General features: G+C 71.6%; 22 protein-coding genes. 11 read left to right on the top strand and 11 right to left on the bottom strand.

Features of this window, described 5'->3' with window-relative positions:
* Positions 1–1,653, top strand: a complete 1,653-nt coding sequence (locus CP982_RS10720; RefSeq protein ID WP_150515415.1) for a solute symporter family protein — start codon at positions 1–3, stop codon at positions 1,651–1,653.
* 158 nt (positions 1,654–1,811) lie between these two features.
* Positions 1,812–2,804: a GTP 3',8-cyclase MoaA gene (moaA, locus tag CP982_RS10715; protein WP_229879510.1), complete on the top strand. Its 993-nt coding sequence runs from the start codon at positions 1,812–1,814 to the stop codon at positions 2,802–2,804.
* Positions 2,805–2,820: 16 nt separating this feature from the next.
* Here moaA and CP982_RS10710 read toward each other — a convergent pair whose 3' ends face one another.
* Together CP982_RS10710 and CP982_RS10705 are read right to left on the bottom strand one after the other, a co-directional pair.
* A complete protein-coding gene (locus tag CP982_RS10710; protein ID WP_150510300.1) occupies positions 2,821–3,057 on the bottom strand; it encodes a hypothetical protein in 237 nt (78 codons plus the stop codon).
* Between the two features lie 179 nt (positions 3,058–3,236).
* A complete protein-coding gene (locus tag CP982_RS10705; RefSeq protein ID WP_150510299.1) occupies positions 3,237–3,626 on the bottom strand; it encodes a DUF3099 domain-containing protein in 390 nt (129 codons plus the stop codon).
* 214 nt (positions 3,627–3,840) lie between these two features.
* On the opposite strand from CP982_RS10705, the gene CP982_RS10700 reads away from it, so the two are divergent.
* On the top strand, positions 3,841–4,116 hold the full coding sequence (locus tag CP982_RS10700; protein WP_030684223.1) for a GlsB/YeaQ/YmgE family stress response membrane protein: 276 nt from the start codon (positions 3,841–3,843) through the stop codon (positions 4,114–4,116).
* 85 nt (positions 4,117–4,201) lie between these two features.
* Here the strand turns inward: CP982_RS10700 and tyrS are convergent, their stop codons facing one another.
* The 3 genes from tyrS to CP982_RS10685 all read right to left on the bottom strand — a co-directional run bounded on the left by tyrS (position 4,202) and on the right by CP982_RS10685 (position 8,572).
* Positions 4,202–5,470 carry a tyrosine--tRNA ligase gene (gene tyrS, locus CP982_RS10695; RefSeq protein WP_150510298.1) on the bottom strand — a complete coding sequence of 423 codons (1,269 nt, stop codon included), beginning with the start codon at positions 5,468–5,470 and terminating at the stop codon, positions 4,202–4,204.
* A gap of 74 nt (positions 5,471–5,544) precedes the next feature.
* Positions 5,545–6,939 (bottom strand): TldD/PmbA family protein, encoded by a 1,395-nt coding sequence (locus tag CP982_RS10690; protein WP_150510297.1) that lies wholly within the window; start codon positions 6,937–6,939, stop codon positions 5,545–5,547.
* Positions 6,940–7,027: 88 nt separating this feature from the next.
* Entirely contained in the window at positions 7,028–8,572 is a 1,545-nt protein-coding gene (locus tag CP982_RS10685; RefSeq protein WP_221515862.1) for a TldD/PmbA family protein, read from the bottom strand.
* Positions 8,573–8,794: 222 nt separating this feature from the next.
* On the opposite strand from CP982_RS10685, the gene fabG reads away from it, so the two are divergent.
* The 3 genes from fabG to CP982_RS10670 all read left to right on the top strand — a co-directional run bounded on the left by fabG (position 8,795) and on the right by CP982_RS10670 (position 10,798).
* Complete coding sequence (gene fabG / locus CP982_RS10680; RefSeq protein ID WP_144002695.1) at positions 8,795–9,514, top strand: 3-oxoacyl-[acyl-carrier-protein] reductase; 720 nt, start codon at positions 8,795–8,797, stop codon at positions 9,512–9,514.
* Between the two features lie 5 nt (positions 9,515–9,519).
* Positions 9,520–10,293, top strand: coding sequence for an enoyl-ACP reductase FabI (fabI, locus tag CP982_RS10675; RefSeq protein ID WP_150510295.1), 774 nt, complete (start codon positions 9,520–9,522; stop codon positions 10,291–10,293).
* Positions 10,294–10,402: 109 nt separating this feature from the next.
* A complete protein-coding gene (locus CP982_RS10670) occupies positions 10,403–10,798 on the top strand; it encodes a hypothetical protein (protein WP_150510294.1) in 396 nt (131 codons plus the stop codon).
* Positions 10,799–10,810: 12 nt separating this feature from the next.
* On the opposite strand, the gene CP982_RS10665 is transcribed toward CP982_RS10670, so the two are convergent.
* Positions 10,811–11,506 (bottom strand): FadR/GntR family transcriptional regulator, encoded by a 696-nt coding sequence (locus CP982_RS10665; RefSeq protein WP_150510293.1) that lies wholly within the window; start codon positions 11,504–11,506, stop codon positions 10,811–10,813.
* Positions 11,507–11,621: 115 nt separating this feature from the next.
* Here CP982_RS10665 and CP982_RS10660 point away from each other — a divergent pair, with 115 nt between their 5' ends.
* From CP982_RS10660 to CP982_RS10645, 4 genes are all read left to right on the top strand, one after another.
* Positions 11,622–13,016 (top strand): CynX/NimT family MFS transporter, encoded by a 1,395-nt coding sequence (locus CP982_RS10660; protein ID WP_229879516.1) that lies wholly within the window; start codon positions 11,622–11,624, stop codon positions 13,014–13,016.
* 138 nt (positions 13,017–13,154) lie between these two features.
* Positions 13,155–13,271 carry an SGM_5486 family transporter-associated protein gene (locus tag CP982_RS42955; RefSeq protein ID WP_107059069.1) on the top strand — a complete coding sequence of 39 codons (117 nt, stop codon included), beginning with the start codon at positions 13,155–13,157 and terminating at the stop codon, positions 13,269–13,271.
* A gap of 191 nt (positions 13,272–13,462) precedes the next feature.
* Entirely contained in the window at positions 13,463–13,684 is a 222-nt protein-coding gene (locus CP982_RS10650; protein ID WP_150510292.1) for a hypothetical protein, read from the top strand.
* A 129-nt stretch (positions 13,685–13,813) separates the two neighbouring features.
* Positions 13,814–14,332: a SixA phosphatase family protein gene (locus tag CP982_RS10645; protein ID WP_150510291.1), complete on the top strand. Its 519-nt coding sequence runs from the start codon at positions 13,814–13,816 to the stop codon at positions 14,330–14,332.
* A 121-nt stretch (positions 14,333–14,453) separates the two neighbouring features.
* Here CP982_RS10645 and serB read toward each other — a convergent pair whose 3' ends face one another.
* Both serB and CP982_RS10635 read right to left on the bottom strand, forming a co-directional pair.
* Positions 14,454–15,722, bottom strand: coding sequence for a phosphoserine phosphatase SerB (gene serB, locus CP982_RS10640; RefSeq protein ID WP_229879518.1), 1,269 nt, complete (start codon positions 15,720–15,722; stop codon positions 14,454–14,456).
* 270 nt (positions 15,723–15,992) lie between these two features.
* Complete coding sequence (locus tag CP982_RS10635; RefSeq protein WP_150510290.1) at positions 15,993–17,753, bottom strand: streptophobe family protein; 1,761 nt, start codon at positions 17,751–17,753, stop codon at positions 15,993–15,995.
* A 306-nt stretch (positions 17,754–18,059) separates the two neighbouring features.
* Here CP982_RS10635 and CP982_RS10630 point away from each other — a divergent pair, with 306 nt between their 5' ends.
* On the top strand, positions 18,060–20,702 hold the full coding sequence (locus CP982_RS10630) for an ABC transporter ATP-binding protein/permease (RefSeq protein ID WP_150510289.1): 2,643 nt from the start codon (positions 18,060–18,062) through the stop codon (positions 20,700–20,702).
* Positions 20,703–20,805: 103 nt separating this feature from the next.
* Here the strand turns inward: CP982_RS10630 and CP982_RS10625 are convergent, their stop codons facing one another.
* The 3 genes from CP982_RS10625 to CP982_RS10615 all read right to left on the bottom strand — a co-directional run bounded on the left by CP982_RS10625 (position 20,806) and on the right by CP982_RS10615 (position 23,574).
* Positions 20,806–21,495, bottom strand: a complete 690-nt coding sequence (locus CP982_RS10625; RefSeq protein ID WP_150510288.1) for a transglycosylase SLT domain-containing protein — start codon at positions 21,493–21,495, stop codon at positions 20,806–20,808.
* 325 nt (positions 21,496–21,820) lie between these two features.
* Positions 21,821–22,876, bottom strand: a complete 1,056-nt coding sequence (locus CP982_RS10620; protein ID WP_150510287.1) for an S-adenosylmethionine:tRNA ribosyltransferase-isomerase — start codon at positions 22,874–22,876, stop codon at positions 21,821–21,823.
* On the bottom strand, positions 22,873–23,574 hold the full coding sequence (locus CP982_RS10615) for an SDR family NAD(P)-dependent oxidoreductase (protein ID WP_150510286.1): 702 nt from the start codon (positions 23,572–23,574) through the stop codon (positions 22,873–22,875). Before CP982_RS10615 ends, CP982_RS10620 begins: the two co-directional genes overlap by 4 nt.
* Between the last annotated feature and the right edge of the window lie 213 nt (positions 23,575–23,787).

The following is a 23,787-nucleotide window of genomic DNA, read 5'->3' as shown; positions in this document are numbered from 1 at the left end:
CTGAGCACCTCGACCGCCGCGGCCGTCCCCGAGACCCACGCCACCGTGCTCGCCGCCGGCCAGGCCAGCGAGCACCGGCCGCTGATCATCACCCTGTTCGCGATCTTCGTCGTCGCCACCCTCGTCATCACCGTGTGGGCGGGCCGCCAGACCAAGAGCGCCGCCGACTTCTACGCCGGCGGACGGCAGTTCACCGGCTTCCAGAACGGCCTCGCCGTCTCCGGCGACTACATGTCCGCCGCGTCCTTCCTCGGCATCGCGGGCGCCATCGCCCTCTTCGGCTACGACGGCTTCCTGTACTCCATCGGCTTCCTGGTCGCCTGGCTGGTGGCGCTCCTGCTCGTCGCCGAGCCGCTGCGCAACTCCGGGCGCTACACGATGGGTGACGTCCTCGCCTTCCGCATGCGCCAGCGCCCGGTGCGCACCGCGGCCGGCACCTCCACCATCGTCGTGTCGATCTTCTATCTGCTCGCACAGATGGCGGGCGCGGGCGTCCTCGTCTCGCTGCTGCTCGGCATCACCAGCGACGGCGGCAAGGTCGCCATCGTCGCGCTCGTCGGCGTCCTGATGATCGTGTACGTCACCATCGGCGGCATGAAGGGCACCACCTGGGTGCAGATGGTCAAGGCCGTCCTGCTGATCGCGGGCGCGCTCCTGCTGACCTTCCTGGTCCTGCTGAAGTTCGACTTCAACATCTCCGACCTGCTCGGCTCCGCCGCCGAGAACAGCGGCAAGGGCGCGCCCTTCCTGGAGCCCGGCCTCAAGTACGGAGCCACCTCGACGTCCAAGCTGGACTTCATCTCGCTCGGCATCGCCCTGGTGCTCGGCACCGCGGGCCTGCCCCACATCCTCATCCGCTTCTACACGGTGCCCACGGCCAAGGCCGCCCGGAAGTCCGTGAACTGGGCGATCGGCATCATCGGCGGCTTCTACCTGATGACGATCGCGCTGGGCTTCGGCGCCGCCGCGCTCCTCACTCCCAAGGAGATCACCGACTCCAATCCAGCGGGCAACACCGCCGCGCCCCTGCTCGCCCTGGAACTGGGAGGGAAGGACTCCAACTGGGGCGCCATCCTGCTCGCGGTCATCTCCGCCGTCGCGTTCGCCACGATCCTCGCGGTCGTCGCGGGCCTCACCCTCGCCTCGTCCTCGTCGTTCGCCCATGACATCTACGCCAACGTCATCAAGAAGGGCAAGGCCAGCGAGAAGGAAGAGGTCAGGGCCGCCCGCTGGGCGACGGTCGCCATCGGCGCCGTCTCCATCGGCCTCGGCGCCCTCGCCCGCGACCTGAACGTGGCGGGCCTGGTGGCCCTCGCCTTCGCCGTCGCCGCCTCCGCGAACCTGCCGACGATCCTCTACAGCCTGTTCTGGAAGCGGTTCACCACACAGGGCGCCCTGTGGTCGATCTACGGCGGACTCACCACCGCCGTCGTCCTGGTGCTCTTCTCGCCCGTGGTCTCCGGCAACGAGAAGACCTCCATGTTCAAGGGCGTCGACTTCCACTGGTTCCCGCTGGAGAACCCGGGCCTCATCTCCATCCCGGTCGGCTTCCTGCTCGGCTGGCTCGGCACGATGCTCTCCAAGGAGGAGCCCGACAAGGAGAAGTACGCGGAGCTGGAGGTGCGCTCCCTCACGGGCACCGGCGCCCACTGATCCGAAGCCGTCGCGCGGCCGCGTCGTAGATCTCTACGACGCGGCCGCGTCCGTCCTGTGGAAACGGCCTCTGTCGATGTCGGTCGCGTCACGTAGGCTCATGGTCAAAGGGCGTACGACAAGACGCACCACCGATCCGGACCGGGGAGGGGGCCCACGTGCTCATCGACACGTACGGCCGAGTGGCCACCGATCTGCGGGTTTCACTGACCGACCGGTGCAATCTGCGGTGCACGTACTGCATGCCGGAAGAAGGCCTGCAGTGGCTGGCCAAGCCCGATCTCCTCACCGACGACGAGATCGTCCGCCTGATCCGCATGGCCGTCACCCGCCTCGGCATCGAGGAGATCCGCTTCACCGGCGGCGAACCGCTGCTGCGCCCCGGCCTCGTCGGCATCGTCGAGCGCTGCGCCGCCCTGGAGCCGCGCCACCGGATGTCCCTGACGACGAACGGCATCGGCCTCAAGCGCACCGCGCAGGCCCTCAAGGCCGCGGGCCTCGACCGGGTCAACGTCTCCCTGGACACCCTGCGCCCGGACGTCTTCAAGACCCTCACCCGGCGCGACCGCCACCGTGACGTCCTCGAAGGCCTCGAAGCCGCCCGCGAGGCGGGCCTCACCCCCGTCAAGGTCAACACGGTCCTGATGCCGGGGCTCAACGACGACGAGGCCCCCGACCTCCTGGCCTGGGCCGTCGAGCACGACTACGAACTGCGCTTCATCGAGCAGATGCCCCTGGACGCCCAGCACGGCTGGAAGCGCGACGGCATGATCACGGCCGGTGACATCCTGACCTCCCTGCGCACCCGCTTCGACCTCATCGAGGAGGGCACCGAGCAGCGCGGCTCCGCACCCGCGGAGCGCTGGGTCGTCGACGGCGGCCCGCACCGCGTCGGTGTGATCGCCTCCGTCACGCGCCCCTTCTGCGCGGCCTGCGACCGCACCCGGCTCACCGCCGACGGACAGGTCCGCACCTGTCTGTTCGCCACGGAGGAGACCGACCTGCGCGCCGCCCTGCGCGCGCCCGACAGTACGGACGACGAGATCGCCCGCATCTGGAAGCTCGCGATGTGGGGTAAAAAGGCCGGATCGGGTCTGGACGACCCCTCGTTCCTCCAGCCCGAGCGCCCCATGTCGGCGATCGGCGGCTGACGCCCCGCGCCCGGCGCTAGACCGCCGGGCCGTCCCCTGAGCCCTGCGCCGCGTCCCACTCCGGCAGCGTGACGACGTCCTTGAGGAAGCCCCGCACACCGAGGAACTGGGACAGGTGCTCGCGGTGGTCCTCGCAGGCCAGCCAGGTCTTGCGCCGCTCCGGGGTGTGCAGCTTCGGGTTGTTCCAGGCAAGCACCCACACGGCGGCCGTACGGCAGCCCTTGGCGGAGCAGACGGGGGTTTCGTCGGTCACGTGAGTCATCCCAAACAAGGCGACGCCGAGCAGCCACGGGGGGAGCTGCCCGGCGTCGGTCTGTCGCTCCGACGGGGGATGCGGAGCGCGTACGAAGTATGTCACGGCTAAGTGGCCGCCTGGCACCGGAACTCCATGATTGATCTGAGCTTTTCTTGAGCTTGGCGGAACGTCGTCGGTCAGCTCTGTTCCCGTGACGGCGCGCGCGGCTCTTCGCGGGCGGCGCCCCGCGGCTCCTCCGGGACGGGTTCCGCGCTCCGGTCGACGGGCGGCGGGGCGGCGAGCATCGGCCGCGACGGTGCCGGTACGAACGTTGACGGAAGCGAAGGCGCGTTCTCCCGCCCGGCGTTGGCGATCACCACCGCGACGTACGGCAGCAGGATTCCGAGCACCAGCGCGACGAGCGCGACGTGCCGTTCGACGTTCCAGAGCACCGCGGCTGCAATGACCGAAACAGTGCGGACGGACATCGAGATCACATAGCGGCGCTGCCGGCCCCGCACGTCGTCCGCGAGGCCCTGCCTGGCCCCTGTGATCCGGAAGACCTGAGCGTCGTTCTGCTTCCGCATCACATTCCACCGCCTGCCCGTTCGCGCCAGGCTCTCCCCGGCCTGGACCCCTCACACGTTACGCCGCACCTGCGCAGTCGCGTAGACCGGGTCCGGCCTCGTCCTGCTGTTCCGGGTGCGTCGCGCCACGTATGGCGGAGCCCGACATGCGCCGTACGGCGGATGGGCCGACACTGAGCGTAATGCTCATGTCGGGCCGTCTGAGGAGGCAGCAATGGGCTGGTTGTGGGCGATCATCGTGGGCTTTGTGCTCGGCCTGCTCGCCAAGGCGATCCTGCCGGGGAAACAGCACAGTCCGCTCTGGCTGACGACGGTGTTCGGCATCATCGGCGGCGTGCTCGGCAACTGGATGGCCGCGGGATTCGGCATCGACGAGACCAAGGGCATCGACTGGGGACGGCACGCGCTCCAGCTCGGTGCGGCGCTCGTGGTCGTGGCCGTCGGTGACATGCTGTACAAGGCCGTCAAGGGCAACAGACAGACGACGTGACGCCTCGGCGGACACGCGTGAGGGGCCGGTCCCTGCGGACCGGCCCCTCAGTCGCGTCAGCCTCGTGCGAGGCAGGTCACCGGGGTCAGCCGGCCGTGACCTCCACCGCCGCCAGGTTCTTCTTGCCGCGGCGCAGCACCAGCCAGCGCCCGTGCAGCAGGTCCTCGCGGGCCGGGACGGCGTCCTCGGACGGCACCTTCACGTTGTTCACGTAGGCACCGCCCTCCTTGACCGTGCGGCGCGCGGCCGACTTGCTCGCCACCAGGCCGACCTCGGCGAGCAGGTCCACGACCGGGCCCGGCTCGGCGACCCGCACGCGCGGCAGCTCGGAGAGCGCCGCGGCCAGCGTCGCCGCGTCCAGATCGGCGAGCTCGCCCTGGCCGAACAGCGCCTTCGACGCGGCGATCACGGCCGCGCACTGGTCGGCGCCGTGCACCAGGGTCGTCAGCTCCTCGGCGAGCGCGCGCTGCGCGGCCCGCGCCTGCGGACGCTCCGCGGTCTGCTGCTCCAGCTCCTCCAGCTCCTCGCGGCTGCGGAAGGAGAGGATGCGCAGGTAGCGGGAGATGTCCCGGTCGTCCACGTTCAGCCAGAACTGGTAGAACGCGTACGGTGTCGTCATCTCCGGGTCGAGCCAGACGGCGCCGCTCTCGCTCTTGCCGAACTTGGTGCCGTCCGCCTTGGTCATCAGCGGCGTGGCGATGGCGTGCACCGCCGCGTCCGGCTCCAGGCGGTGGATGAGGTCGATGCCCGCCGTGAGGTTGCCCCACTGGTCGGAGCCGCCGGTCTGCAGCACACAGCCGTGGCGCCGGTACAGCTCCAGGAAGTCCATGCCCTGGAGCAGCTGGTAGCTGAATTCGGTGTAGCTGATGCCCTCCTGGGACTCCAGGCGGCGGGCCACGGACTCCTTGGTGAGCATCTTGTTCACGCGGAAGTGCTTGCCGATGTCCCGCAGGAACTCGATCGCGGACAGGCCCGCGGTCCAGTCCAGGTTGTTCACCATCACCGCGGCGTTCTCGCCCTCGAAGGACAGGAACGGCTCGATCTGCGCCCGCAGCCGGCTCACCCAGCCCGCGACCGTCTCCGGGTCGTTCAGCGTGCGCTCGGCCGTCGGGCGCGGGTCGCCGATCTGGCCCGTAGCGCCGCCCACCAGGGCCAGCGGGCGGTGGCCCGCCTGCTGGAGGCGGCGCACGGTCAGGACCTGCACCAGATGCCCGACGTGCAGACTGGCCGCGGTCGGGTCGAAGCCGCAATAGAACGTGACGGGACCGTCCGCGAGCGCCTTGCGCAGTGCCTCTTCGTCGGTGGACTGGGAAAACAGTCCCCGCCACTTCAGCTCGTCGACGATGTCCGTCACGGGTCTCTTGTCTCCTCGGGAGTGGTTCGGTACGCGCACCATCGGTACGTGCGCCAAGGGTGCGGTCTACGAGGTTATACGCCCTGGCTGACCGAACTCATATTGAAATCCGGGACCCGCAGCGCGGGCATGGCCGCCCGGGTGAAGTAGTCGCCCCACTCGCGCGGCAGCGTCTTCTCCGTACGGCCCGCCTCACTGGCCCGCGACAGCAGGTCCACGGGCGACTCGTTGAACCGGAAGTTGTTCACCTCGCCGACCACCTCGCCGTTCTCCACCAGGTACACACCGTCCCGGGTCAGGCCCGTGAGCAGCAGCGTCGCCGGGTCGACCTCGCGGATGTACCACAGGCAGGTCAGCAGCAGACCGCGCTCGGTGGCCGCCACCATCTCGTCCAGGGAGCGGTCCGAGCCGCCCTCCAGGACGAGGTTGTCGATCGCCGGGGCCACCGGCAGGCCGGTCAGGGCGGCGCTGTGCCGCGTGGTGATCAGGTGCTTCAGCTCACCGTCGCGCACCCAGTCGGTGGGCGTGAGCGGCAGGCCGTTGTCGAAGGCCGACGCGTCGTCGCCCGAGGCGTGCGCCAGCACGAAGGGCGCCGCCTCGAGGCCCGGCTCGTTCGGGTCGCTGCGCAGCGTCAGCGGCAGCGGGGCGAGCCGCTCGCCGACGCGGGTGCCGCCGCCCGGCTTGGAGAACACCGTGCGGCCCTCCGCCGCGTCCCGGGCCGCCGAGGACCACAGCTGGTAGATCAGCAGGTCGGCGACCGCGGTGGGCGGAAGCAGCGTCTCGTACCGCCCGGCGGGCAGCTCCACGCGCCGCCGCGCCCAGGCCAGGCGCTGGGCCAGCTCCTCGTCGAGGGCCGCCGGGTCGACGTCCTTGAAGTCGCGCGTGGCCCGGCCCGCCCAGGCCGAGCGGGTGCGGTCCGGGGACTTCGCGTTCAGTTCCAGGGTGCCGCTCGGCTGGTCGTGGCGCAGCCGCAACCCCGTGGACGTGCCCAGATAGCTGGTGGTCAGCTCGTGGTTGGCGAAGCCGTACAGCTCCCGGCCGCCCGCCCGGGCGCGGGCGAAGGCCTCGCCGAGCGCGGGCGCGAAGTCCGCGAAGACGGCCGAGGACGTCTCGGCGGGCCCGTCCGTGAAGTCCGGGGCCACCGGGGCGCCGGTCACCAGGGGCTGCGCGTCCTCGGCGGGCCCGGCCGCGCGCGCCGCGGCCTCGGCGGCCCGCACCAGCGGCTCCAGGTCGTCCGCGGTCACCGCCGAGCGCGAGACGACGCCGGACGCCGTGCCCTTGGCCCCGTCGACCGTGGCGATCACGGTGAGGGTGCGGCCCCGGGTGACGCCGTTGGTGGTCAGGGCGTTGCCCGCCCAGCGCAGGTTCGCCGTCGACTCCTCGTCGGCGATCACCACGCAGCCGTCGGCGGTGGACAGGTCGAGGGCCCGCTCGACGATCTCGTGCGGCTTGCTCGTGCGAGGGCTCATCGCCCGGCCTCCTGCGTGGTGTTGAGACTGTGCTTTCCCGGGGGATAACCCCCGGACCCCCAGCCGATTCCGTGGGTGCCGCAGTTGATCATCGCCCGGCCTCCTGCGTGGTGTTGAGGATGTTGACGCCCTGGAAGAGGGCGGAGGGGCAGCCGTGGGAGACCGCGGCGACCTGGCCCGGCTGGGCCTTGCCGCAGTTGAAGGCGCCGCCGAGGACGTACGTCTGCGGGCCGCCGACGGCCGTCATCGAGCCCCAGAAGTCGGTGGTGGTCGCCTGGTAGGCGACGTCGCGCAGCTGCCCGGCGAGCCGCCCGTTCTCGATCCGGTAGAAGCGCTGGCCGGTGAACTGGAAGTTGTACCGCTGCATGTCGATGGACCACGACCGGTCGCCCACCACGTAGATGCCGCGCTCCACGCCGCTGATCAGGTCGTCCGTGGACAGCCCCGCCGGATCCGGCTTGAGCGAGACGTTCGCCATGCGCTGGACCGGCACGTGCGCCGGGGAGTCCGCGTACGCGCAGCCGTTGGAGCGCTCGAAGCCGGTGAGCCTGGCGATGCGCCGGTCCAGCTGGTAGCCGACGAGGGTGCCGTCCTTGACCAGGTCCCAGGACTGCGCGGCCACGCCCTCGTCGTCGTACCCGATGGTCGCGAGGCCGTGCTCGGCCGTCCGGTCGCCCGTGACGTTCATCAGGGACGAGCCGTACGCCAGCTTGCCGAGCTGGTCGAAGGTGGCGAAGGAGGTGCCCGCGTACGCCGCCTCGTAGCCGAGGGCGCGGTCCAGCTCCGTGGCGTGGCCGATGGACTCGTGGATCGTCAGCCACAGATTGGAGGGGTCGACCACCAGGTCGTACAGGCCCGGCTCCACGCTCGGGGCGCGCATCTTCTCCGCCAATTGCGCGGGGATCAGCGCGAGCTCGGCGTCCCAGTCCCACCCCGTACCGGTCAGGTACTCCCAGCCGCGGCCGGCCGGCGGCGCGATGGTCCGCATGGAGTCGAACTCGCCGGTCGACTCGTCCACGGCGTGCGCCGTCAGCTGCGGGTGCAGCCGTACGCGCTGCTGCGTGGTGACCGTGCCCGCCGTGTCCGCGTAGAACTTGTTCTCGTGGACGGTGAGCAGCGAGGCGTCCACGTGCGCGACCCCGTCCGCGGCCAGCAGCCGCGCGCTCCAGTCCGCGAGCAGCCCCGTCTTCTCCGCGTCGGGGACCGAGAAGGGGTCGATCTCGTACGCGGAGACCCAGGTGCGGTCCGCGTGCACCGGCTCGTCGGCCAGCTCCACCCGTTCGTCCGCACCCGCCGCCTTGATGACCTGGGCCGACAGCTTGGCCATCGCCACGGCCTGGGAGGCGACGCGCGCCGCCGCGTCCATGGTCAGGTCCACGCCCGAGGCGAACCCCCAGGTGCCGCCGTGCACCACCCGCACCGCGTATCCCAGGTCCGTGGTGTCGTGGGACGCGGCGGGCTTGGCGTCCCGCAGCCGCCAGGCGGCGCTGCGCACCCGCTCCAGGCGGAAGTCCGCGTGCTCGGCGCCGAGCGCCCGCGCGCGGGCGAGCGCCGCGTCGGCGAGCGCCCGCAGCGGCAGCGCCGTGAAGGCTTCATCGATGGAATGAGGCACGGAACGTCTCCCTGCTGTCATCTGCGGTCGGCTCCGGTCCGCCGCCGTCTGCTCCGGTCCCACGGCCACCCCCGGGCACCGGTCATGTCCGATCATCGCGTGCGAACCGGTCGCTCGGCCATACCTTTCTGTAGGGATCCAACAGCGAGTCATCTGCGCCACTGTCGGACGCCGATTCTCCGGATCGCGCACCGGACCGATAGGTTTCCGGGAGACCACACAGTCAAGGAGAAGGGTGATCCCTTGAGCCGCTCGGTTCTCGTCACCGGAGGAAACCGGGGCATCGGCCTCGCCATCGCCCGCGCGTTCGCCGACGCCGGCGACAAGGTGGCGATCACCTACCGCTCGGGTGAGCCGCCCAAGGACCTCACCGGTGCCGGTGTGCTCGCCGTCAAGTGCGACATCACCGACGCCGAGCAGGTGGAGCAGGCCTACAAGGAGATCGAGGAGAAGCACGGCCCGGTCGAGGTCCTCGTCGCGAACGCGGGCATCACCAAGGACCAGCTTCTGATGCGCATGTCCGAGGACGACTTCACGTCCGTCCTCGACACCAACCTCACCGGCACCTTCCGCGTCGTGAAGCGGGCCAACCGGGGCATGCTGCGCGCCAAGAAGGGCCGCGTCGTCCTCATCTCCTCCGTCGTCGGGCTCTACGGCTCGGCCGGCCAGGCGAACTACGCCGCGTCCAAGGCGGGCCTGGTCGGCTTCGCGCGCTCGCTCGCCCGTGAGCTGGGGTCACGCAACATCACCTTCAACGTCGTCGCGCCCGGTTTTGTCGACACCGACATGACCCAGGCGCTCACGGACGAGCAGCGCGCGGGCATCGTGGCGCAGGTGCCGCTCGGCCGTTACGCGCAGCCCGAGGAGATCGCCGCCACGGTGCGGTTCCTCACCTCGGACGACGCCTCGTACATCACTGGAGCCGTCATCCCCGTTGACGGCGGATTGGGCATGGGTCACTGATCACCATGAGCGGAATTCTCGACGGCAAGCGGATCCTGATCACGGGTGTGCTGATGGAGTCCTCCATCGCCTTCCACGCTGCCAAGGTCGCGCAGGAGCAGGGTGCCGAGGTCATCCTGACCGCCTTCCCGCGGCCCACGCTCACCGAGCGCATCGCCAAGAAGCTGCCCAAGCCCGCCAAGGTCATCGAGCTCGACGTCACCAACGAGGAGCACCTGGGCCGCCTGGAGGGCATGGTCCGCGAGGAGCTGGGCGGCCTCGACGGCGTCGTGCACTCCATCGGCTTCGCCCCGCAGGACGCGCTCGGCGGCAACTTCCTGAACACGCCGTTCGAGTCGGTGGCCACGGCCATGCACGTCTCGGCGTTCTCCCTGAAGTCGCTGACCATGGCCCTGCTGCCGCTGATGCCCGAGGAGGAGGGCGGCGCGGTCGTCGGCCTGACCTTCGACGCGCAGTTCGCCTGGCCGCAGTACGACTGGATGGGCCCGGCCAAGGCCGCCCTGGAGGCCACCAACCGCTATCTGGCGCGTGACCTGGGCCCGCGGAACATCCGCTGCAACCTCGTCTCCGCCGGACCCATCGGCTCCATGGCCGCCAAGTCCATCCCGGGCTTCGGCGAGCTCGCCAAGGTCTGGGACAGCCGCTCCCCGCTCCAGTGGGACATGGCCGACCCCGAGCCCGCGGGCCGCGGCATCGTCGCGCTGCTCTCGGACTTCTTCCCGAAGACCACGGGCGAGATCATCCACGTCGACGGCGGCGTGCACATGATGGGTGCCTGATCACGTGTGAGGCGTCGACGCCCCGTTCCCGCAGTGCGCGGGGGCGGGGCGTCGCCCGTTCGGCCCCGCTGGCCGGGCGGTGGCGGGGCGGGGCCGCGCACCCTGGAGTGTGCGCTGGTCACCTGGTGCGGCGCTCGCCGCCCTCGCCCTCCTGATCACCCTGCCGTACGACGCCGTGTCCTACGCGGCCGCACAGCGGGAGCAGGCGCGACGCGCGGAGAGCACGGGTCGTGCGGAGAACGTGGCCCCGGCCCCGCGTCCGGCCGCGGCGGACCGGCCGTTCGGCGCTGAGTGCCGCAGCAACGTCGTCGGCTCCCACGTCGTCGCGTACTGCCACAACCCGTACCCCGAGGCCGACCGGCTGCGGCTGCACATCGAGTGCGACCGGTGGTGGGACATCGACAGCGACAGCCGTCCGGTCACGGCCGGGCCCGCCATGACGGTGCGGCTCACCGGCCGCTGCTGGAAGGACGTCCGCTCGGTGTGGATCAGCCACCAGCGCTGAGTCCGGGGGCGCTCACCGGGGCGCCCGGTCGGCGGTGAGCCGCTCCGGGTGGCACAGGTAGGGGTAGCTGGCCGCCTCGGCGGCCGCCGCGTCCGCGTCCCGCGCGCGGATCGCCTCGACCAGACGGCCGTGGTCCATGTACGCCGCCGGGGTCAGCTCCTCGCCGATGTCCTCGCGCAGCCAGTCCCGCAGCACCTCGCCCAGGTCCGCGTACAGGGCGATCAGGACGTCGTTGTGGGACGCGGCCACCACCGCCATGTGCAGGGTCGCGTCGGCCGCCACGAACGCCTCCGCGACGCCCGACGCCCAGGCCTCCTCGCGGCGCGCAAGGAGGGTGTCCAACTGCTTGAGGTCACGCTCCGTGCGGCGCTCGGCGGCGAGCTTCGCTGCGCTCGACTCCAGCGTGGCGCGCAGCTCCGCGATGTGCCGCGGATCGGCGTCGGCGAACCTGCGCTGCATCACGCCCGCCAGCTCGCTGGTCGCGACCACGTACGTGCCCGAGCCCTGCCGGATGTCCAGCAGGCCGTTGTGGGCGAGGGCGCGCACCGCCTCGCGGACCGTGTTCCGGGCCACGCCGAGCTGCTCGACCAGCTCGGGCTCGGTGGGGATGCGGGAGCCGACCGGCCACTCGCCCGACGAGATCTGCGTGCGCAGAGCGGCGATGACCTGCTCGGACAGCGCTGAGCGGCGCGGTGTGGTCAGCGGCATGTGCTTCCTTCGGCGACGTCGGCGGCGATCCCGTGGGGCCCGGCAGGCCCCACGGACCCGGTGAGCCCGTTGAAGATTGGACAGGCAATCATCCCATGATTCTATGATGGCTCTCATGGTCAGTGAGGAAGCGGATACGACACGCGGAACGATGACACCACCGCCACCGCGGGGCCCGGCCGGGGCCGCCGTGCGGCAGGCGGCCACAGCGGCGAGCCCTGCGGGTGCGAACGGCGGTGAGGCGGCGCGCGACGCCGCGCACGCGCCGGTCGAGCCGGGCGGAACGACCGCTACGCGCGCGTGGGCGACGCGGCTGGTCATCGTCGGCATCGTCCTCGCGGCCCTCAACCTCCGGCCCGCCATCACCAGCCTCGGCGCGCTCCTCGAAGAGGTGCGGGACGGGCTCGGCATGAGCGGCACCCTCGCGGGCCTCCTGACCTCCGTGCCGCCGCTGTGCTTCGCGCTCTTCGGCAGCCAGGCCCCGCGCCTGGCCCGGCGCTTCGGCTCCGGAGCCGTGGTCTGCGCGGGCATGGTCGCGATAGCCACCGGCCTGCTGATCCGCCCCTTCATCGGCGGGACCGCGGGCTTCCTGGCCGCCACCGCGTTCGCCCTCATGGGCATCGCCGTGAGCAACGTCCTGATGCCCGTCATCGTCAAGCGCTGGTTCCCCGACCGCGTCGGCTCGATGACGGGGCTCTACTCGATGGCCCTCGCGCTCGGCACCTCCCTGGCCGCCGCGGTCACCGTGCCGATGACCGACGCGCTCGGCGGCAGCTGGCGCACCGGGCTCGCCGTGTGGGCGGCCCTCGCGGTGGTCGCCGTCGTGCCGTGGCTGCCGCTGGTGCGCGAAGGGCGCACCGGGACGGGTGCCGCCGAACGGGTCCCGGCCGCCGTCCGGCGCGAGGACGACGCGCTACGCATCACCCACAGCCGTACGGCATGGGCCCTCGCCTGCTTCTTCGGACTCCAGGCCACCGCCGCGTACATCACCATGGGCTGGCTGCCGCAGATCTTCCGGGACGCGGGCGTGCCCGCGAGCGAGGCCGGGGTGCTGCTCGCCGTCACGATGGCCATGGGCGTGCCGCTCGCCTTCGTGATCCCGCGCGTGGCGACCCGCCTTCCCCACCAGGGCCCCGTCGTGATCGTCCTCGGCGCCTGCGGTCTCGCCGGGTACGCGGGCCTGTACCTCGCCCCTGCGGGCGGCGCCTGGGCCTGGGCGCTGTTGTGCGGCATCTCCAACTGCGCCTTCCCGCTCGCGCTCACCATGGTCGGCATGCGCGCCAAGAGCAGCGCGGGCGTCGCCAAGCTCTCCGCCTTCGCACAGAGCACCGGCTATCTGATCTCGATTCCGGGCCCGCTCCTCGTGGGCGTGCTCTACCAGCACAGCGGGGGCTGGGGCCTGCCGCTCGCGCTCATGGCGGGCCTGATGGTGCCGCAGATCGCGGTCGGCTTCCTGGCGGGCCGCGACCGCACCATCGAGGACGAGGTGGCGGCGCGGGCGGCGGCCTGACCCGGTGGCCCGACCCGGCGGCCCGCCCGGCCTTCCCGCGGGCGGGTCGCCGCAGGCCGGGGGCGGGCTCAGGGACCCCGGCCCGGGCCCGTGCACCCCGAGGGCGGGCCCACCGGCCCGGGGTGGGAGACTTGCGGCATGCCAGTGCTCGACCCGAACCCCCAGAACGGCCAGAAGAAGCTCCTCATCGTGCTCGGCGCGATGCTGGCCATTACCGTGATCATCGGGATCATCGCGTCCATCGCCTCGCCCTGAGGCCGCGCCGGACCGCCGGCGAACAAGCCCTCCCCGGCGGGATGGTGGTGCTAGCCCCACCATCCCCTAGGGGGTCAGTGTCAGGGTTAACTGGGTGGATCACCGGATGGGCCGAGGGGCCGGAACTCCGTAACTTCGAGATGTGGCCGCGACGACGCGGCCGGGAGCACTCGAACGTTCTTGGAGGCGGCATGTCGGTCCGTGCGCACACCCGACGCGACCCGGCGAAGCAGGCGGAGCCCACCGCCGTCGAGATCCAGCTCCCGTGGTGGGCCATCGCCCTGCCCGCGATCGCCTTCGCCGCCCTGCTCCTGCTGATACTGAATCCGGTGGACGCCCACGCGGCGAGCGGCGAGCCCGTCGTCACCCACCTCTTCGAGCGCGTCAAGACCGTCTTCGCCAGCCTTCTGTGAGGCGTTCGTGCCTGGTCGCGGGCGGGCGCACCACCTCAGGAGACACGGGGTGAACGCCCCGTCACCCCTGCCGGGGCAGCCCGCCAACTCCCTGCGCCCGATGGCGTGTTTCATGCGAAGCTGGGACGCATGAGCGTCGCAGAACCCCGCAGGATTGTCCTTTTCCGGCATGCGAAGGCCGACTGGCCCCAGGTGTCCGACCACGAGCGGCCGCTCGCCGAGCGCGGTCGCAAGGACGCCCCCGTCGCCGGCCGCAAACTCGCCGAGACCGGAATCGCCTTCGACCTGGCCCTGTGCTCGACCGCCGCCAGGACCCGCGAGACCTGGAAGCTCGCCGTCCAGGAACTCCCGCAGCGTCCCCGGACGGTGTACGAGGACCGGGTCTATGAAGCCTCCCCCGGAGAGCTGATCGCCGTGCTCAACGAAACCCCGGACGACATGCGCGACCTGATCCTCATCGGGCACAACCCCGGCGTCCACGGCCTCGCCGACGTCCTGGCCGGAGAGGCCGAGGGCGACGCCCAGGTGCGGATGAACCGCCGCGGCTTCCCGACGTCGGCGTTCGCCGTCCTGACGTACACCGGCTCGTGGAAGGGGCTCGAGCCCGGCACGGCGACCCTGGTGGACTACTGGGCACCGTCCGAATAGCGGCACGGCACGCCCCGCCGACCCATGCGGAGGGCCCGGCACCCCAGGGGTGCCGGGCCCGACTCGTACCGGCCACGCGGTGCTCGGCGCCGCCCCGGCGGACCGCTCGTGCTGGTGGTGCCTACTCGTGGTCCAGATGCATGTCCGCGGCCTCGACCTCTTCGCGGGTGACGCCCAGCAGATACAGGACGGTGTCGAGGAACGGCACGTTGACGGCCGTGTGGGCGGCCTCGCGGACCATCGGCTTGGCGTTGAACGCGACGCCGAGACCGGCGGCGTTGAGCATGTCGAGGTCGTTCGCGCCGTCACCGATCGCGACCGTCTGCTCCAGCGGGACGCCCGCCTCGTGGGCGAAGCGGCGCAGCAGCCGGGCCTTGCCCGCGCGGTCCACGACCTCGCCGGTCACCTTGCCCGTGAGCCTGCCGTCGGCGATCTCCAGGGTGTTGGCGTGGGCGAAGTCCAGACCGAGACGTTCCTTCAGATCGTCGGTGACCTGGGTGAAGCCGCCGGAGACCACACCGACCTGGTAGCCGAGGCTCTTGAGGGTGCGGATGAGCGTGCGCGCGCCCGGAGTGAGCCGCACCTCCGAGCGGACCTTGTCGACCACCGAGGCGTCGAGGCCTTCGAGGAGGGCGACGCGCGCGTGCAGCGACTGCTCGAAGTCCAGCTCGCCGCGCATCGCGGCCGCCGTCACCTCCGCGACCTCCTGCTCGCAGCCCGCGTGCGCGGCGAACAGCTCGATCACTTCGTCCTGGATCAGCGTCGAGTCGACGTCCATCACGACCAGGCGCTGCGCGCGGCGGTGCAGACCCGCGGCGACGACCGCGACGTCGACACCGAGCGCCGCGGCCTCCAGCGCGAGCGCCGTGCGCAGGGGCTCGGTCTCCGTGCCGGACACCGCGAACTCCACGGCCGTGACCGGGTACTTGGCGAGCCGGAAGATGCGGTCGATGTTCCCGCCGGTCGCTGTGATGCTCGCGGCGATCGCGGCGGTCGACTCGGCGGTGAGCGGGTGGCCGAGCACCGTCACATGGGACCGGCCCAGGCCGCGCGGGCGGTTGTCGCCCCGGCCCGAGATGATCTCGGCCTGCAGATTCACGGAGTCCGCCCACGAGTGGACGGTGGCTCGCAGATCCCCTTCGAGGCCGGGTGGAGGCGCGGTGACCAGCGCGCACAGCACTATGCGGCCCCGGGTCACGACCTGCTCGATGTCGACGACGTCCACGGAGTACGCGGCGAGCGTGTCGAAGAGGCCGGCGGTGATGCCCGGGCGGTCCTTGCCGAAGATCTTGACGAGCAGCGTGGGGAGATCAGCGTTGGCACCGGCCGACGAGGGGGTGCCGGACGGAGCGGCGGCGCCCGGGGGCGCGGGGGGCGTGGAGGCACTCATGGTGATCCCCACGGTAGCTGGCGGCGCGGGCCGGGTGACGGGGGTGTCCGGCTGCCGGACACCCCCGGGCCCCCTTGTTCATCCCCCGGCCCCGCTCTGCTTGCCGTGGCCCTGCCTGCCTGTCACTCCCTGGCTCCGAGGGGGGCGCTGCGGCAGCGGTGGGTGGTGCCGCTGCTGCCGCAGCGGGTGTTTTCCCACCCGCCCACCCGAATCTCGCCGGCCTCGCCGGGGCCCGGACCTGCGGGATGCCGGAACCACCCCGGTGGGCCGTCAGGGCCTTCGCCTCGGGGGCGTCGGTGGCGGTGGCGGTGGCGGTGGGGGAGGCGGCGGCGTCGGCCACTCCCGCGCCCCCCGGCGCCCCCGCCTCGCCTCGTCCGGCGGCGGTGGCACGGGGCTCGCGACGGTCGGCGCGCCACTGCCGGGCGGGGCCCCACCCGCACCGGGGCCGGGCCCCCTGTCCGGGCCGGGCCCCCCGTCCCGTACGCGCAGGTACGGGTTCGTCTCCGCCCGCGGCGGCCGGTACGGCGTGCTCTGCCGATAGGGCCCCGGCACCTGCGGCGGCGGCGCCTGCGCGGGCAGGGCCAGTGGTGCCACCCGGCCGCCCGCCGCCCCGGTCGCCCGCGCGAGCAGCGCCCCGGCCGCTCCGGCCCCGGCCCCCCACGCCGCACCGAGGAGCGCGGCCATCGCCAGGTTCCCGCGCAGTTCGAGCCCTCCTCCGAACGCGTCGATGCCGAGCACGGAGAGGGAGGCGTCCGCGGACACCCTGGTCAGCCAGGCCATCAGCGGCAGCGCCACGGCCGTGACCGCCCCGAGCGTCAGGGCGCAGCGCCCGATGAACCCGGCGAGACCCCCGGAAGCGCCCTCGGCCGAGGCCCCCGGAGCCGCCGAGGCCCGCGCCAGCGGACTGCGTACCGCCGTGAGGACCCCCGCGAACAGCATCATCACCACGGTCGCGACCCCGAGCAGCCACACCCGCCCGTCGAGTTCGGCGAGCCGCCCCAGGGTCAGGGGCTTGTCGGAGTCGCGCAGCAGATCGTCCACCGGGTCCGGCAGGAACTGCGTGAGGACGCCCGAGGCCTCGCCGTCGAAGGGGACGAAGAGGCCGACGGGCAGGCCGAGGAACACGCCGTTGGGGGCGCCGAGGAGCGCGCCGCCGATGACCCGCTTCGGGTGGTCGTCGCCGATCGCCGCGTACGCCGCGGCCGCGAGCCCCGCGACGACGGCCATCAGGACGACCGCGACGAAGGCGGACGCCGCGGGCCGCAGCAGCCGGTGGAGGACCTGGAAGCCGGGCGGCAGCGGTGTCCGGCGGGACGCGAGCAGCGCGATGAGCAGCACCACGACCGTCCAGATCGCGCCACCGAGCAACGTGGCTCCGGTGTCGACGGTGAAGCCGACCGCGGCCTTCGCGTCGACGAGGTCGCGCAGGCGGTCCGGAAGGAGCCCGCCGATGTCCCCGATGCCACCGATGTCCTTGAGGCCGTCGGGAATCCTGTCGCCGATGCCTCCGGGAAGGTCGTCGAGCCCTTTGTCGATTCCCTTGTCAATTCCTTTGTCGATGCCCAGCTGTTCGCCGTTGATCGTGATGACGTCGTGACCCGCCCAGGCGAGCCCGCCGAGCATGGCGACGAAGAGAGCGAGCACCGCGCCCGCGCGCGCCGCGAGTTCGGCGGGTGAGATCACAACTCCCGCGCCGCGCAAGGAACGTAAAAAGAAGTAGGAGAGGAGGACCGCCCCGACAAGACCCACTCCCAGGGGGGCGACGTCAATGGCCGTGGTCGCCTCGGCACCCTCGAGACCGAAGGCCGACACATCACCGGATGGGGTGATGGAGCCGCCGACGCCCAGGGCGATCGCCGCCGCCGTCATCGGCCCGAGCGACGCCGCGGCGTCCGCGCCGAGCAGGTGCAGACCAAGGGCCGCCGTGCCCGCCATGCCGATCAATGCCCAGCTGACCGCCGCGATCGCGGAGAGCAGCACATCTCCCCAGGGCACGCTCCGCCGCCCGCCCTCGTACCCGCCGCTCACCATCAGACCCCCCGAGGTCGCCGCGCGTCGCCCTCGGGCGCGGACGCACGGCATAGGCGATATCGACGACATGGGTGACATGGTCGATATGTGCGGCATGCTCGCGATCCGTACTCGCTGAGAGCCCTTACCACTTTCCGAGGCGATATCTGCCCCGTCAACGGGGCAGTCATAGTGGCTCGTACGCAGTCTTCACAAGGCCCGACTTTCGGTCAGTGGCCTCCGCCTGAAATAGTTCCCCCCGATGTTCGACATCCCTAGACTCCCCATGATGGGGGCAACTCGGGGGACAACTCAGTGGGGCATGGAGTGCCGGAACTCGTACTGGAATTGAATGGCAGGTCATGGACGCTCGACGCGTCCCGGACCTACACCCTCGGACGCGATCCGCAGGGTGACATCGCGCTCGACGACGCCAGGGTCTCCTGGCGGCACGCGACGATCAGCTGGAGCGGCCGGAGCTGGGTCATCGAGGACCACGGCTCCACCAACGGCACCTTCGTGCAGGGTCAGCGGATCCACCAGGTGGAAATCGGCCCCGGGTCGGCCGTCCATCTGGGCAACGCGACCGACGGGCCGCAGCTCGTCCTCTCCGGCGGCGCACCCGGCGCCGCCGCCGCGGCCATGTCCGCGCCGGGGGCGCAGCAGCAGGCGCAGCACGGGGTGCCGCAGGCGCAGCACGCTCCGCCGCAGCAGGCCCCTGGCCAGCCAGGACTCGGCCATCAGGAGGCTCCGGGCTGGGCGGCGCAGCCGCAGCACCAGGCGCCGCAGTATCAGCAGCACCAGCAGCAGATGCCGCAGCAGCAGGCCTGGCCGCAGCCGCAGCAGCACCAGGCACCGCAGCCGCAGCACGCGCAGGTGCCACCGCAGCAGGGCCCGGGCGCGGGCGTGGGACCCGGTGGCGCGGCGGGGGCCCCGCCGGTCTACGGCGACCGCAGCCCGACGACGTACCACCAGTTCGCGCTTGGCCGAAAGATGCGCATCGGCCGCGCCCTGGAGAACGAGCTGGTGGTCTCCGACCTCCAGGTCTCGCGACACCACGCCGAGTTCACCTCGACGCCCGACGGCCGCTTCGAGCTGCGCGACCTCGGCTCGCACAACGGCACGTACGTCAACGGCATGCCGATCGCGAAGGCGTCGACGGTCCTCATCGGCCCGAACGACATCGTCGGTGTCGGCCACTCGACGTTCCGCCTGGTCGGGGACCGTCTCGAGGAGTTCGTCGACACCGGTGACGTCTCCTTCTCCGCGCGCCATCTGACCGTCACGGTCGACGGCGGCAAGGACATCCTCAAGGACGTCTCCTTCGGCGTCCCGGAGAAGTCGCTGATCGCGGTCATCGGCCCCTCGGGCTCCGGCAAGTCCACCCTGCTCAAGGCGCTGACCGGCTACCGGCCCGCCAACCAGGGCGACGTCCTCTACGACAACCGGAACCTGTACAAGCAGTTCGCCGAGCTGCGGCAGCGCATCGGTCTGGTCCCGCAGGACGACATCCTGCACAAGGAGCTGACCGTCAACAAGGCGCTCAAGTACGCGGCCAAGCTCCGCTTCCCGGCCGACACCAGCGACCAGGAGCGCCAGCAGCGCATAGGCGAGGTGCTGCGCGAGCTGAAGCTCGACATCCACAAGGACAAGAAGGTCACCTCCCTCTCCGGTGGCCAGCGCAAGCGCGTCTCGGTCGCCCTTGAGCTGCTCACCAAGCCGTCGCTGATCTTCCTGGACGAGCCCACGTCGGGCCTCGACCCGGGCATGGACCGCGACGTCATGCAGCTCCTGCGCGGCCTGGCCGACGACGGCCGCACGGTCCTGGTGGTCACGCACTCCGTGGCCGAGCTGGCCCTGTGCGACAAGCTCCTGGTGATGGCGCCGGGCGGCTCGGTGGCGTACTTCGGCCCGCCCGAGGAGGCCCTGAACTTCTTCGGCTACGACACCTGGGCCGATGTGTTCTCCGCGTTCGAGAACTACCGCGACTACGACTGGGCGGGCCGCTGGAAGGGCTCGCAGCACTACCAGATGTACGCCGCGGACATCGACGCCGTCGCCGCGCAGTCCGTACACATGCCGCCGCCGCAGGCGATCAAGCCGCCCAAGCCGCAGGGCTGGGGCTCCCAGCTGATCACGCTGATCCGCCGCTATGTGTCGGTCATCGCGTCCGACAAGGGCTTCATGGCGCTGATGCTGATCCTGCCCGCGGTGCTCGGCGCGGTGAGCCTGCTGATCGACCCGGACAAGGGCCTGCTGCCGGTGGTGAACCCGCGGACCGGCAAGATCATCCCGAACGGCACGGCCACGACGGTCCTCCTGATCCTCGCGGTCGGCGCCTGCTTCGCGGGCGCCGCGAACTCCGTGCGCGAGCTGATCAAGGAGCGGGTGATCTACGAACGCGAGCGCGCGACCGGCCTGTCGCGCTCCGCGTATCTGATGTCCAAGGTGATCGTCCTCGGCATGATCACGGTGCTCCAGGGCGGCCTGGTCGGCGCGATCGGCTTCTCCACCCGTGAGATCCCCGAGAAGGGCCTGGTCCTCGGCAGCCAGGTGCTGCTCGAACTCTCCCTGCCGATCATGGCCCTCGGCTTCACCTCGATGATGTTCGGCCTGATCATCTCGGCCCTGGTGAAGACCGCAGAGAAGACCATGCCGCTGCTGGTCATGTTCGCGATCATCCAGGTCGTGTTCACCGGCTGCCTGTTCATCCTGCACGGCACGGTCGGCGTCAACCAGTTCTCGTTCCTGATGCCGTCGCGCTGGGCGGTCGCCGCCGCCGGCGCCACGCTGGACTTCAACAGGATCAGCCCCAACCCGGACGACCCGGGCGCCACCGATCCGCTGTGGGACCACGAGGGGGGCGCCTACATCATGGACATGGCCGCCCTGCTCGCCCTCGGCGCGTTCTGCGGCTTCCTCGTGGCCCGCTTCCTGCGCCGCCACGAGCCGGAGGTCATGCGCAAGTAGACCGCGCGCGGACACACGAAGAAGGGCGGCACCCCACGCGGGGTGCCGCCCTTCGGCGTCTGTGAGCTCGGCCTCGGGGGAGGTCCGATCCTGGAGGTGCGGCTCAGTAGGCGCCGTTGACGTTGTCGATCGAGCCGTACCGGTGGGCCGCGTAGTTGGCGGCGGCGGTGATGTTGGCGACCGGGTCGTAGATGTTCGTCGACGTGCCGTCGACGTGGTACGCGCTGAACGTCGGCTGGATGACCTGGAGCAGGCCGATCGACGGGGTGCCCTTCTGGGCGTTGATGTCCCAGCCGTTGATGGCGTTCGGGTTGCCCGTGGACTCGCGCATGATGTTGCGGTGCAGGCCCTCGTACGAGCCGGGGATGCCCTTGGACTTCATGATGTCGAGGGACTGGCGGATCCAGCCGTCGAGGTTGTTGGCGTAGACCGGCTTGCGCGCGGCCGCGCGGCTCGCGGTCTCCTTCGCCTTGCGGTCGTCCTCGACCTTCTTCTTCGCCGCGGCCTCGTCCTCGGCCTTCTTCTTCGCGGCGGCGTCCTTGGCCTGCTTGTCGGCGTTGGCGTGCTGCTTGCTGACGCTCTCGTGCACGGCCTGCTGCGTCTTGGCGGGCACGGACCAGGCGGCGGCGTGGGCGCCGAGGGCCTCGGTCTGCGTCGCCTCGGTCTGGGAGCTGCCCGGCACGATGGAGAAGGCGAGGGCGGCGGCACCGAGCGTGGCGACACCGGCGATCGAGAACTTCTGGGCCTTGGTCAGGGTCGCGCGACTATGACCAGAGGGGGCGTGCTTGGACATGCGGAGTGGACCTCTTCGTATCGGGAGGTCGCTCTGCCACCGGCGGGGGACAGGTGCTTGCTACCGGCAAAACGCCGCGGTGCGAGGACCGCGGCGCCGAGCGACGGGAGCAATTCTTAGCGGGCGCAAAATTGCGTGGCAAAGAAGCGACATACGATCCGGGATAGTGGACCGGGGGGTCCGCCACCGGCGCCGATGCCTGTGCTTAGCCCCCCTTTACTGCGCCCTGCCGTCCACTAAGAGGCTTCGTACGTGATGTGCGTCCTATGCGCGGGCTCACATCGGACACGTAACAGTTTCACCAGCAGTTGCTGAAGCAATGCTCTCAGTGAGCAAACTCCTCCCGTAGGAGGAGGTGGACGTCTCCGAACTCGTGCCACAGGTAGAGACGGCGTACCGCCTCGGCATAACCCCGCTCCACGGCCGCCCGCCCCGCCACCGCCTCCAGCATCAGCAGATGCGAGGCCTCCGGCTCGTGCAGCCCGGTGAGGAGCCCGTCCACGACCCGCACGCCCCGCTCCGGCGTCACCACCAGGCCGGTGCGCCCCGCCGCCGCCCGCACCACCCCGTCGGGCCCGGCCGCCGACTCCACGGCCCGCACCGCCGTCGTGCCGACCGCGACGACGCGGCCGCCGCCCGCCCGCGCCGCGTTGATCAGCCGCGCCGACGGCTCCGGCACCGCGAACCGCTCCGGATACGGCGGCTCGTGCGCCTCTGGCGACGCCACCCCCGTGTGCAGCCGGACCGGAGCGAACTGCACGCCCCGGCTCACGAGCCGCGCCACCAGGCGCGGGGTGAACGGCCGCGCCGCGCTCGGCATCTCCGCGCTCCCCGTGCCATCGGCCGACGGCACGGCGAACACCGTCTGGTACACGGACAACGGCTGGTCCCGCTCCGTATAGGAGTAACGAATGGGCCGCCCGTGGCGGCGCAGCAGCCGCGGCACGTCCACCGGCACCCGCGCCCACCACAACCGCCCGCTGTCCGCGCTCAACGGCTCCCCATATACGAGACGCACCTCCCCGGGAAGCTCGACTACCGCCCCCTCGGGCCCGCCCGCACGCGCGCGCGTGGTGCCCTTCCCATCGGGGTCCCGCAGCTCCACGGCCCACCGTCCGTCCGGCCCGAGCGTCGAGAAATGCACCACTACGCGCGCGTGCCCCATCCGCCCGTCGACCGCCGCCGGCAGCGTCGGCGAGGTGTTCACGACGAGCACGTCACCGGCCCGCAGCAGCCCCGGCAGCTCCGTGAAGGCGTGGTGCGACACCGCACCGCCCCGCGACACGAGCAGCCGCACGGAATCCCGGCGAAGACCGCGGCCCCGCCGCTCCACCGGCAGCGCCGCGTCGAGCCCCTCGGGCACCCGCACCACGACCGTCATGACGCCGACAGGAGCGCGGGAGCCGCGTACCGCCCGCTCGCCGGACGCTCGTCGAGCAGCCGCAGGAACGCGGGCACCACCGTCTGAGGCAGCGGCCGCCCCGAGGAGTCGTCGACCGGCACCGCCGCCTGATAGAGGTCCGTGCGCATGTCACCCGGATCGACGGCCCACACCCGAAGCCCCGGCTCCTCCGCGCCGAGGACCGCCGTCAGCTGGTCGAGCGCCGCCTTGGACGCCCCGTACCCGCCCCACGTCTCGTACGCCTCCGCCGCCGCGTCCGAGCTGACACTGACCACCGCGCCGCCCGCGCGCGAGGCGCGCAACAGGGGCAGCGCCTCCTGTACGAGCCCCAGCGCGGCCACCACGTTCGTCTCCAGGGCCTGCCGCAGGCCGTCCAGCGGGTGCGCCTCCAGGCGGACCAGCGGCTCGGCGCCCAGCGCGCTCGCGTTGTTCACCAGCAGATCGAGTCCGCCGAAGGCGCGCGCCGCCGCCACCAGGGCGGTGCGGTGCCCGGCGTCCGTGACGTCCCCTGAAACGGCGCGCACGCGCCCGCCACGGCCGCCGAGCTCCCGCGCGGCCTCCCTCAGGACCGCGTCCGTACGCGCGTCCAGGACCAGGTCCCAGCCGCGCTCCGCGAGCGCCGCGGCCAGCGCTCGCCCGAGTCCCTTCGAAGCCCCCGTGATGATCGCAACCGGCATGGCGCGTCCCCTTGTCATCGGTGTCCTCGGCCCGCCCCGGCCGCCGCGCGGCGGCCGGTGGCCCCACCGTAGGAACGGGACCCGCCCCGGCGCCTCGTACGGCGGCCGCAGTCGTGCGGGTCCCTTCGTCCTAAGGCGCCGGGCCGTCCTAAGGCGGGGGATCGAGGGCCACTCGACCTAGTCCCAGCGCCCTAGCTCCCTGCCGCCACAGGG

This window comes from Streptomyces spectabilis (assembly GCF_008704795.1).
Taxonomy (GTDB): Bacteria; Actinomycetota; Actinomycetes; order Streptomycetales; family Streptomycetaceae; genus Streptomyces; species Streptomyces spectabilis.
The sequence above is the reverse complement of the archived record's forward strand: the minus strand, read 5'-3'. Positions and strand labels throughout refer to the sequence as shown.

What these genes read in the sequence shown, in the direction of transcription:
- serB (WP_229879518.1), bottom strand. Translation starts at nt 15,722, where the DNA reads ATGAGTGCCTCCACGCCCCCCGCGCCCCCGGGCGCCGCCGCTCCGTCC.
- CP982_RS10690 (WP_150510297.1), bottom strand. Translation starts at nt 6,939, where the DNA reads ATGAGCCCTCGCACGAGCAAGCCGCACGAGATCGTCGAGCGGGCCCTC.
- CP982_RS10705 (WP_150510299.1), bottom strand. Translation starts at nt 3,626, where the DNA reads ATGCGGAAGCAGAACGACGCTCAGGTCTTCCGGATCACAGGGGCCAGG.
- fabI (WP_150510295.1), top strand. Translation starts at nt 9,520, where the DNA reads ATGAGCGGAATTCTCGACGGCAAGCGGATCCTGATCACGGGTGTGCTG.
- CP982_RS10635 (WP_150510290.1), bottom strand. Translation starts at nt 17,753, where the DNA reads ATGGTGAGCGGCGGGTACGAGGGCGGGCGGCGGAGCGTGCCCTGGGGA.
- CP982_RS10650 (WP_150510292.1), top strand. Translation starts at nt 13,463, where the DNA reads ATGTCGGTCCGTGCGCACACCCGACGCGACCCGGCGAAGCAGGCGGAG.
- CP982_RS42955 (WP_107059069.1), top strand. Translation starts at nt 13,155, where the DNA reads ATGCCAGTGCTCGACCCGAACCCCCAGAACGGCCAGAAGAAGCTCCTC.
- CP982_RS10625 (WP_150510288.1), bottom strand. Translation starts at nt 21,495, where the DNA reads ATGTCCAAGCACGCCCCCTCTGGTCATAGTCGCGCGACCCTGACCAAG.
- CP982_RS10660 (WP_229879516.1), top strand. Translation starts at nt 11,622, where the DNA reads ATGGTCAGTGAGGAAGCGGATACGACACGCGGAACGATGACACCACCG.
- CP982_RS10615 (WP_150510286.1), bottom strand. Translation starts at nt 23,574, where the DNA reads ATGCCGGTTGCGATCATCACGGGGGCTTCGAAGGGACTCGGGCGAGCG.
- CP982_RS10620 (WP_150510287.1), bottom strand. Translation starts at nt 22,876, where the DNA reads ATGACGGTCGTGGTGCGGGTGCCCGAGGGGCTCGACGCGGCGCTGCCG.
- CP982_RS10685 (WP_221515862.1), bottom strand. Translation starts at nt 8,572, where the DNA reads ATGACAGCAGGGAGACGTTCCGTGCCTCATTCCATCGATGAAGCCTTC.
- CP982_RS10645 (WP_150510291.1), top strand. Translation starts at nt 13,814, where the DNA reads ATGAGCGTCGCAGAACCCCGCAGGATTGTCCTTTTCCGGCATGCGAAG.
- CP982_RS10665 (WP_150510293.1), bottom strand. Translation starts at nt 11,506, where the DNA reads ATGCCGCTGACCACACCGCGCCGCTCAGCGCTGTCCGAGCAGGTCATC.
- CP982_RS10700 (WP_030684223.1), top strand. Translation starts at nt 3,841, where the DNA reads ATGGGCTGGTTGTGGGCGATCATCGTGGGCTTTGTGCTCGGCCTGCTC.